This is a genomic window from Holdemania filiformis DSM 12042 (assembly GCF_000157995.1).
GTDB classification, from domain to species: domain Bacteria; phylum Bacillota_I; class Bacilli_A; order Erysipelotrichales; family Erysipelotrichaceae; genus Holdemania; species Holdemania filiformis.
This window is the reverse complement of record NZ_GG657553.1, coordinates 406,176-414,815: the sequence shown is the minus strand read 5'-3', so window position 1 is coordinate 414,815 and position 8,640 is coordinate 406,176. Positions and strand designations below refer to the sequence as shown.

The window sequence follows — 8,640 nt, the reverse complement described above, 5'->3', positions numbered from 1 at the left end:
GTAACCGCAGGTTAAGAAAGTTAACCAAAACCTTCTGTCCTTTCAATTGTGTCCAGGCTCTGCGGCTGTTAAGATAAACTTAGAAAAAGCTTTTTCTTAACGATCCGCAAATTACCTGAAAGGAGATTCACTATGAAAATAAACGAAGTGATCCGCCAGCGCCGCAAGGAGCTGGGCCTGACGCAGGACCGCGTTGCCGAACTGCTGGGGGTTTCTGCCCCGGCTGTCAACAAATGGGAAAACGGCAACAGCTATCCCGATATCACGCTGCTGCCGCCGTTAGCCCGGCTGTTAAAAACAGATTTGAACACATTGCTTTCCTTTCAAGACGAGCTGACAGACTTGGAAGTTGCCAACCTGATGAACGAAGTCGCGGAGCAGGTGAAAACCGGAGATCTGGAAGCCGCGTTTGAAATGGCGCGGGACAGGGTGCGGGAATATCCTAACTGCATGACGCTGATCTACGGCATGGCCACGATGATCAAAGGCTCCGTTTCGATGACCCGGCCGGAGGATGCCCCGCGGTATAAGGCGCAGGCTGACGATTGGCTGCGGTTATGCGTGAACGGGGAAAACCGGCATGTCCGGGAATCCGCGATTGTGATGTTGTTTTCCGACGCTCTGGAGCGGAAAGCGCTGGACGAAGCCCGGACGCTGCTCGATCAGCTGCCCGAACCGCTGGCAGTGGATAAGCAGCAGCTGAAAATCAATCTGCATCTTGCCGGCGGCGAGCAGGAAAAAGCTTTGGACCTGATGGAACGCCAGCTGTTAAAGACGGCGAACAACCTCATCACGCAGCTGAGCAATTTAATGGATCTCAGCTGGAAGCAGGGGCAGCGCGAACGGGCTGAGCGCTATGGCGAGCTGTCGCGCAAGACTGCGGAACAGTTCGATCTGATGCCTTACGATCACGCGATCGCCGATTTCCTGCTGGCGTTGCAGAAGAAGGACGCAAAGACGTGTCTGGACGCCCTGCAGCGTATGCTGGAAGCGCTCAAACAACCGTGGGATCCGTCAGCTTCGCCGCTCTATCCGCATATTAAAAATACCAATGATGTCGGTTCGTTCAATAGCCTTTTAAGCAGCTCGCTGCTCAAAGAACTGCAGCGGGATGAGAAGCTGGCCTTCTTACGCGAAGATCCGGCGTATGCGGAATTTGTTTCCCGCTATTTACCCCCGGCGGATCCCGCTTGATCCCGATGCGATGATTGCAGATGGAGCTTTAAAGAGGATTGAAAGTTGTATTTGGACTCACTGATGACATCCTTTGGACAAAGGAAGCCAATTGTTCACGATTTCGACAGATTTCTCCGGCTGTCTATTCCTTTCGGGATAAAGAAGACTATGATAAAGATAGAATCAGAGTAAAGATCTGATACCGAAAAGGGAGTGGACATGATGAAGAATTCAATGACTCGGATTTTGTGGTTTATCGCGGGGATCCTGTTGATCCTTTCCGGCTGTACGCTGCTGTTCAGACCGGATGCTTCGCTGATCTCGATGGCCGGGATGATCGGGTTTGTCATTCTGTTAAGCGGTATTTTCAACCTGACGATTTATTTTGTTTTCCATGATCTGATGCTCGGGGCTGGATGGCAGCTGTTGGACGGCATCCTGGGCGTGCTGGTCGGCTTTATGTTTCTGGGCAACAGCGTGCTGGTGGCTTCTGTTCTGCCGTATATCTTCGGCATGTGGATCATGTTTTCCGGCCTGTCCAAGCTGGTCGGCGGCTTTGATCTGAAAAAATTGAACTTTGACGGCTGGGGCTGGCTGGTCCTGATCGGCGCGGCGATGACAGTTTTGGGGCTGTTGACCTTCTTCAAGCCGATGATCGGCACGGTGGCGCTGTCGACAATCTTCGCGATCGCTCTGATCGTGGAAGGCGCGCACGCCTTATTGCGCGGGATTTATTTCCAACGCTTCTGGCTGTAACTTTCTGAAATCAGCACAGATGAAACAAAACGGGAACGCCGTACAGGGGAAGGGAACACCCCGACAGCGGTTTCCCGTTTTTTATTCCCTGAAAAGCAGTTTGACAGTGCGTCGGCGGTTCTTTACAATGAAAATAAAGAATAAGCGGATTGAAGGTCCGCTATCCTAGAAGCGAGGAGTGGCTTATGAAGGCTATGGAACAAGCGCTGGCGATTATGAACGAACGGTTCGGCAAGGAGTCGGAACTCTCCCTGGCGACGCTGGACGGCGAACAACCAGCGGTGCGGATCGTCAACAGTGTTTATCAGGACGGATCATTTTACGTCATTACCGATCAACGGTCGCGGAAGATGAAACAGATCGCGGCTCATCCGCAGGTCGCGGTCTGCGGATTCTGGTTTAACGCTTCAGGCATCGGAGAAAACCTGGGCGCGCTGAAGCTGAAACAGAACCAGGCTAAGCGGCAGTGGCTGGAAACCGTTTTCTCCGCCTGGCTGGGCAACGGCCATACCGATCTTGACAATCCGAACACGATCCTGTTGCGGATCCGCCTGACCCAGGGCGTGCTGATGAGTCATGGAATCCGGTACGATCTGGATTTTACACAGAAAGAAAACTTCGTATAAATGAAGAAAATCTCCGAAGTCCAATGACCCGGAGATTTTTTATTTGTTATTCTGTTTGTTGCGCAGGTGCATGTAGACGGTGTTCTTGGAAATATCCAACAGATTGGCGACCTTGATCACCGCGTCCTTGATGTTGAAAATTCCGTAATCATCCAGTCCCATCACGATCATTTTGTTTTTATTCGACGGCGCGATGGACGCATCGTTCATTACCCGCTCGCGGATGCTGCGCAGCGTTGATTCGATCAGCTCGTCGGAATTGTCCGCAAAGTTTTCCATCGCCGGCTGACCTAACAACCCCGGCGTCTGCGGGACTAACGTCTTCACAAAATCATTCAGCGAGGTGTTCATGTACAGATTCATGCAAAGCAGGCCGATGATTCTGCGCTTTTCTCCGCGAATCGCAATCGTCGTCGATTTCAGCGGTTCGCCTTTTTTATTTGTGCTGAAATAGGTGATATAATCCTTGTCTGTATTTTCAATCTTTTCCAGCATGTTTAACGCCAGATCGGTGATCGGCGCGCCGATCTTTCTTCCGGTATGCGATCCGTTGATGATGTTGATCACGGAATGTTCGTAATTTTCTAAGGAGTGCAGGACAATTTCATACCCTTCCCCCAGATAACAGGCCAGCCCTTCGATCATGTTGGAATAGGAGTTCAGAATTTCCTGATCTACCAGGGTCAGGTCGACAGATTGATAAGCCATAGTCTTTCCTCTTTTCTTCCATTTATTGTAAACGATCAACCCCGGTTCTGGCTATACGTAAGTACGCTTGTTTTTCCAGCTTTGGCGTTTTCCGCCGTGATCAGGCGGGTGATTGAGAATTCTGTTCCATTGGTGATCACGCAGGGAATCGTCATATCATAGCCTTTCGCCTGCAGCGCTTCCCGATCGAAGTGAATCAAGGTCGTGCCGGGTTTGATTTTATCGCCTTCTCGGACGAAGCATTCAAAGCCCTTGCCCTTTTCGTTCACGGTGTCCATACCGATGTGGATCAGAAATTCAAGGCCGTCCTCCGCGCGCAGACCGATTGCGTGCAGCGTCGGGAAGACCATCAGCACCGTGCCTTTAAACGGCGCGACGATATACTCCCCGGCAGGCATGACCGCGAAGCCGTCGCCCATCATTTTCTGACTGAACGTCGCGTCCTTTACCTGTTCGAGCGGAACGATCCGGCCGTCGCAGGGAGCCAGCACCGTCGGCTCGGTTTCTTTCTTTTTCAACAAATTAAACATGGTTTTCCTCCTGCCACTGAATCAGCGCGGCCTTGATCCGTTCTAAAGCGGCGATCACCTTGGCGTCGTCCCGATACACGCCCAGCACGATGCGCAGATGACCTTCCCCGCCCGGGCCGTAGTTTTTCCCATCGTTGACGGCGACTTGAGCGTGCTTCACCAGATACTGCACGATCTGCGAGGAATCGCCCAACCGGGACACATCCACCCAGCATAAGAAACCGGACTGCGGCAGATCGGCGTGCACGTTGGGGATGGAGTTGAGAATCTTTTTCGCGGCCTGCCGGCGGATGTCGAACGACCGTTCAAATTCCTGCATAAATGACGGATCCTCTAAGGCGGCGATCAGCGCTTTCTGGCAGGCAGTATTGGTTGCGCCCAAAACAGAAACCGCGTTGGCGTACAGCGAATCCATGATCTCATCGCCGCAGACCAGATAACCGACGCGCAAACCGCTCAGGCCCATGCCCTTGGAAAAGGAGAAGACCGTCACAGTGCGCTCAAACATACCGTCCATCGCGGCCGGGGTGATCATTTCATTCTCATAACAGAAGTCTTCAAACGCCTGGTCGCAGACCAGAATCAGGTCGTGGCGGAGCACAAAGTCCCGCAAAATTTCCAGCGACTGCCGGTTATAAACGGTCGTTGTCGGATTGTTCGGATGGGTCAGCACGATCATTTTTGTTTTTTCGCTGACGTTTTGTTCCAGCAGCTCCGCTTCCAGCTGATAGCCGGTTTCCGGATGCAGCGGAACCGGAACGACACGCCCGCCCATAATTTCAATGTTCAGCGTGTTGTTGGGATAGCTGGGCGAGGGAATCAGAACTTCATCGCCGTCCTCAATAAACGGCAGGATCGCGAAGTACAGGCCGCTGTCCGAGCCGGGCGTGATCAGGATGTTGCGCTCAGGATCGACAAGCAGGTGATTCTTTGTTTTCAGTTTTTCTGCGATTTTTGCTTTCAGCTGGGAGGAACCGATCGGCGCGGTGTAGTGCGGCGCGGACGGGTGCCGGATCGCGTCGATCAACGCCTGTTCGACGTGCTTGGGCATGGAGGCGTCCGGCATAAACGGATCAGCCCAGCCCATTAACGCAACGCCCTGTTTCTCCATTTCCTGATAGGCGCTGCCGACATCCGCCTTTTCCACAGCGGTAAACAAACCGCCCTCGGCTTTGCGGAAAGCCGGAATCATTTTCTCTTTCATCGTGTTGTTTCCTTTCTATGAAACAGGGGCTGCCTGGCGCAGCCCTGTTCTTATCATCCATTGCAGACTATGTCCCTTTTTCCAAGGGAGCGGCAAGCTGAACCACCGGCGTGGGAGGAACCGGCAGTTCAGCGGAAAGGGTCAGACTCAGCGGTTTTCGTCGAAGCCGAAGACGACTGTCAGCACCGCGGAAACGATAAACGAGATCGCAAACGCCGCCATGACCAGCCAGACATTGCTCGGATTGTCGCCGATGAACATCGCAAAGTTCAGGAACGACGGGCCGCCCATCGCATAGGCTTTCAAAGCGAAGAAGGAAGCGAACGCACCGCCGCAGGCGCCGCCGATGGCCGCAGCCATAAACGGTTTCTTAAACTTGAAGTTGATGCCGTAAATCGCCGGTTCGGTAACGCCGGTCACCGCGGCGATCGTAGCGGACGCCGCAATCGTTTTGGTCTTCGGGTTCTTGGATTTCAGCCAGACGCCGAATGCCGCGCCGGCCTGCGCCATGTTCGCAGAACCGCTGGCTGGTGAAATATAGTTGAAGCCCTGCGTCGTGATGCCCTGTACCAGAACCGGAACCATGCCGTGATGAATGCCCAGGACAACCATCGCAGAGTAGATACCGCCGTAGATCAGACCGGCGAAGACGCCGCCTTTCTCAAACAGAACGGTCACAACCGCAGCCAGCTGCAGGCCCACCCAGTTGGCGACCGGCCCGATTGTCATCAAGGCGATCGGCGTCGCGATTAACATCGTTAAGCACGGAACCAGAATGATCTTCAGCGCGCCTGGAATGAATTTGTCGATCATGCGTTCCACCCAGGAAGCAAACCAGATCGCAAAGACCATCGGCAGCACAGAGGATGAATAATTAACAACTGTGAACGGAATCGCCAGGAAGGAGAACGTCGTTGTGCCTTCCGCGATTAAGCCGGCCCAGCTGCCCGACATCATCGCCGCGCAGATCGTCAGCGCGACGAATTGGTTCATCTTGAACTGCTTCGCTGCGGAAGCCGCTAACAAGAACGGCAGGAAGGTAAAGATCCCGTTGGCGATCGTGTTGATTACAAAGTAGGTATTGCCGGAGCTGTCCAGACCGAATACGACGGCAATTGTCAGAATGGCGCGGACTAAGCCGGCGCCGGCCAGTGCGGGAACGATGGGATTGAAGATGCCCGCGATGGTTTCAAAGAAACCGGTTAAAAGATTTCCCTTCTTCTTTTTTAGATCGGATTTGACGTCGTCGAGATTTTCTTCGACCGCCGCTTCTTCGGAAAGACCAGTGAGTTCGATAAAATCCTTATACACGTTGGCGACGTCGGTGCCGATGACGATCTGCGTCTGTTTCCCCTTGTTGACGACGCCCATCACACCGTCGACCTGATTGAGCGCTGCTTCGTCAACCAGTGAGGTATCCTTTAAGTTCAGGCGCAGGCGGGTCATGCAGTGAGCCGCGGTGGCAATGTTGGCGGTGCCGCCGACATGCTTGAGGATGTTTTCGACCAGTTGTTTGTTTTTCATTCTGTTTTCCTCCTTATTTATGCGCTAGTATCTCGACTTCACACAAGACGCCCTTGGGAATCTCCCGCACGGCGACGCAGGAGCGGGCCGGGCAGTGGGTGAAGGTTTCGCCGTAGATCTGATTGAACGCCGCGAAATCGTTCATGTCCGCTAAGAAGCATGTCGTTTTCACAACGTCGCTGACAGTCATGTCCGCTGCTTCAAGAATTGCCTGAATGTTTTTCATCACCTGCCGGGTCTGGCTTTCAATCGTGTCGCCTGCGATCTCGCCGGTTTCCGGATCGACCGGAATCTGACCGGAAGCAAATAAAAAATCGTTCAGTCGGACAGCCTGGGCGTAAGGCCCGATCGCCGCCGGTGCTTTGGGTGTTGCAATTTTTTCTCTCATCTGAATCCCCCTTTTTGCTAAATTAATTTTTACACTTTCAGATTATCACTGAATAATAATTTAGTCAACTATAAATAATGAAATTATTTTTATTGATTTAACCGGTTACATGCTCTATAATGAAAATGTAAATGAAATTTAGTTCAGTAAATCAAAGAAAAGGAGTAAACCAATGAAACAACTGAAAAGCTTTCCGGAAAACTTCTTCTGGGGCGCTGCTTCGGCGGCCAACCAATGCGAGGGGGCCTGGCAGGCCGAGGGCAAGGGCGTCAGCATTTCCGACGTCATGACCAACGGCACGCATAAAGAACCGCGCCGGATCACCCCGGTGATCGACGAAGACCGCTACTTCTATCCAAGCCACGAAGCCGTCGATTTTTATCACCATTATCAAGAGGATATCGCGCTGTGCAAGGAGATGGGCTTCAATATCTTCCGGATGTCCATTAACTGGACGCGGATTTTCCCCAACGGCAATGAAAGTGAACCGAATGAAGCCGGTCTGGCGTTCTATGACCGCGTGTTCGCCGAGCTGAAAGCGGCGGGGATTGAGCCGCTGGTTACGATCTATCACAATGAAAATCCGTTCGCGCTGACGCAGGAATGCAATGGCTGGGCCGACCGGCGCTGCATCGACTATTATCTGAATTTCTGCCGGGTTCTGTTTGAGCGTTACAAAGACGTCGTCAAATACTGGATTCCGTTTAATGAAATCAACTGCCTGACGACCAAGCTGGGCAACTGGAATCATGCCGGAATCCTCAATGAAGGCACGGAGTTCTTCACCGATCAGGTCGATAACCCGAACCTGCGGTTTGCCGCGCTGCATCATCAGTTCGTTGCCAGCGCCCGGGCGGTGAAGCTGGGCAAAGCAATCAATCCGGATTTCCAGTTCGGCACGATGATCTGCCATATCACGGTGTATCCGCTGACGTGCAATCCGGATGACGTGCTGATGACCCAGCAGGAAGACCTGATGCGCAACTGCTTCAGCGGCGACGTCCAGGTCAAGGGTGTTTATCCTTATTATATTAAGCGATATTTCGAGCGCCAGGGCATCGAGTTTGAGATCACTCAACAGGATTTAAAGGATCTGCGTGAGGGCACGGTGGATTTCTATTCGTTCAGCTATTACATGTCCAACTGCATCAGCTCGGATCCAACCAGTGCGCAGGTGTCCGGCAATGTTATGGGCGGGGCGAAGAACCCATATTTAACTGCGACGGAATGGGACTGGCAGATCGATCCGAAGGGACTGCGCTACACGCTGAACCATATTTATGACCGCTACGGCATTCCGGTCATGGTGACGGAAAACGGTCTGGGGGCCCGCGATACGCTGACGGAGGACGGTAAGATTCATGATGCTTACCGGATTGATTATCTGCGCCAGCACATCGAACAGATGCGGCTGGCGATCGACGACGGCGTGGAGCTGATCGGCTATACGCCATGGTCGACGATGGATCTGGTCAGCGTGTCCACTGGTGAGATGGAGAAGCGCTATGGATTCATCTATGTCGATAAGGACAACGAAGGCCGCGGCGATCTGAAGCGGTACCGCAAGGACAGCTTCTTCTGGTATAAAAAGGTCATTGAAACCAACGGCGAGGATCTGGATTAAATTTCATTATCTATGGAAAAGGAGCCTTTCCCTATGAATATTCATAGCGGAAAGACTCCTTTTCGGTTTGTGGGATTTCGTTTGGATCGGGTGAATGAAGCATT

Annotated in this window: 9 protein-coding genes; 4 read left to right on the top strand and 5 right to left on the bottom strand. The window is 52.6% G+C overall.

Features of this window, described 5'->3' with window-relative positions:
- Nucleotides 1–132 precede the first annotated feature (132 nt).
- The 3 genes from HOLDEFILI_RS04360 (at nucleotide 133) to HOLDEFILI_RS04350 (ending at nucleotide 2,558) form a co-directional block, all read left to right on the top strand.
- The gene (locus tag HOLDEFILI_RS04360; RefSeq protein WP_006058250.1) at nucleotides 133–1,194 is read left to right on the top strand and encodes a helix-turn-helix domain-containing protein; all 1,062 of its coding nucleotides are present in this window, start codon (nucleotides 133–135) and stop codon (nucleotides 1,192–1,194) included.
- 204 nt (nucleotides 1,195–1,398) lie between these two features.
- Nucleotides 1,399–1,932: an HdeD family acid-resistance protein gene (locus tag HOLDEFILI_RS04355; RefSeq protein WP_039863872.1), complete on the top strand. Its 534-nt coding sequence runs from the start codon at nucleotides 1,399–1,401 to the stop codon at nucleotides 1,930–1,932.
- A 185-nt stretch (nucleotides 1,933–2,117) separates the two neighbouring features.
- Nucleotides 2,118–2,558: a pyridoxamine 5'-phosphate oxidase family protein gene (locus HOLDEFILI_RS04350; RefSeq protein ID WP_006058246.1), complete on the top strand. Its 441-nt coding sequence runs from the start codon at nucleotides 2,118–2,120 to the stop codon at nucleotides 2,556–2,558.
- A 39-nt stretch (nucleotides 2,559–2,597) separates the two neighbouring features.
- Here the strand turns inward: HOLDEFILI_RS04350 and HOLDEFILI_RS04345 are convergent, their stop codons facing one another.
- The 5 genes from HOLDEFILI_RS04345 to HOLDEFILI_RS04325 form a co-directional block, all read right to left on the bottom strand.
- The gene (locus tag HOLDEFILI_RS04345) at nucleotides 2,598–3,266 is read right to left on the bottom strand and encodes a helix-turn-helix transcriptional regulator (protein WP_039863871.1); all 669 of its coding nucleotides are present in this window, start codon (nucleotides 3,264–3,266) and stop codon (nucleotides 2,598–2,600) included.
- A 35-nt stretch (nucleotides 3,267–3,301) separates the two neighbouring features.
- Nucleotides 3,302–3,796, bottom strand: a complete 495-nt coding sequence (locus HOLDEFILI_RS04340) for a PTS sugar transporter subunit IIA (protein ID WP_006058244.1) — start codon at nucleotides 3,794–3,796, stop codon at nucleotides 3,302–3,304.
- Nucleotides 3,789–5,000 carry a pyridoxal phosphate-dependent aminotransferase gene (locus tag HOLDEFILI_RS04335; RefSeq protein WP_006058243.1) on the bottom strand — a complete coding sequence of 404 codons (1,212 nt, stop codon included), beginning with the start codon at nucleotides 4,998–5,000 and terminating at the stop codon, nucleotides 3,789–3,791. The genes HOLDEFILI_RS04340 and HOLDEFILI_RS04335 overlap by 8 nt, the downstream gene beginning before the upstream one ends.
- 147 nt (nucleotides 5,001–5,147) lie before the next feature.
- Nucleotides 5,148–6,524, bottom strand: a complete 1,377-nt coding sequence (locus tag HOLDEFILI_RS04330) for a PTS transporter subunit EIIC (protein WP_006058242.1) — start codon at nucleotides 6,522–6,524, stop codon at nucleotides 5,148–5,150.
- A 13-nt stretch (nucleotides 6,525–6,537) separates the two neighbouring features.
- Nucleotides 6,538–6,912 (bottom strand): RidA family protein, encoded by a 375-nt coding sequence (locus HOLDEFILI_RS04325; protein ID WP_006058241.1) that lies wholly within the window; start codon nucleotides 6,910–6,912, stop codon nucleotides 6,538–6,540.
- A gap of 172 nt (nucleotides 6,913–7,084) precedes the next feature.
- Here HOLDEFILI_RS04325 and HOLDEFILI_RS04320 point away from each other — a divergent pair, with 172 nt between their 5' ends.
- Nucleotides 7,085–8,536 (top strand): glycoside hydrolase family 1 protein, encoded by a 1,452-nt coding sequence (locus tag HOLDEFILI_RS04320; protein ID WP_006058240.1) that lies wholly within the window; start codon nucleotides 7,085–7,087, stop codon nucleotides 8,534–8,536.
- Nucleotides 8,537–8,640: the final 104 nt, after the last annotated feature.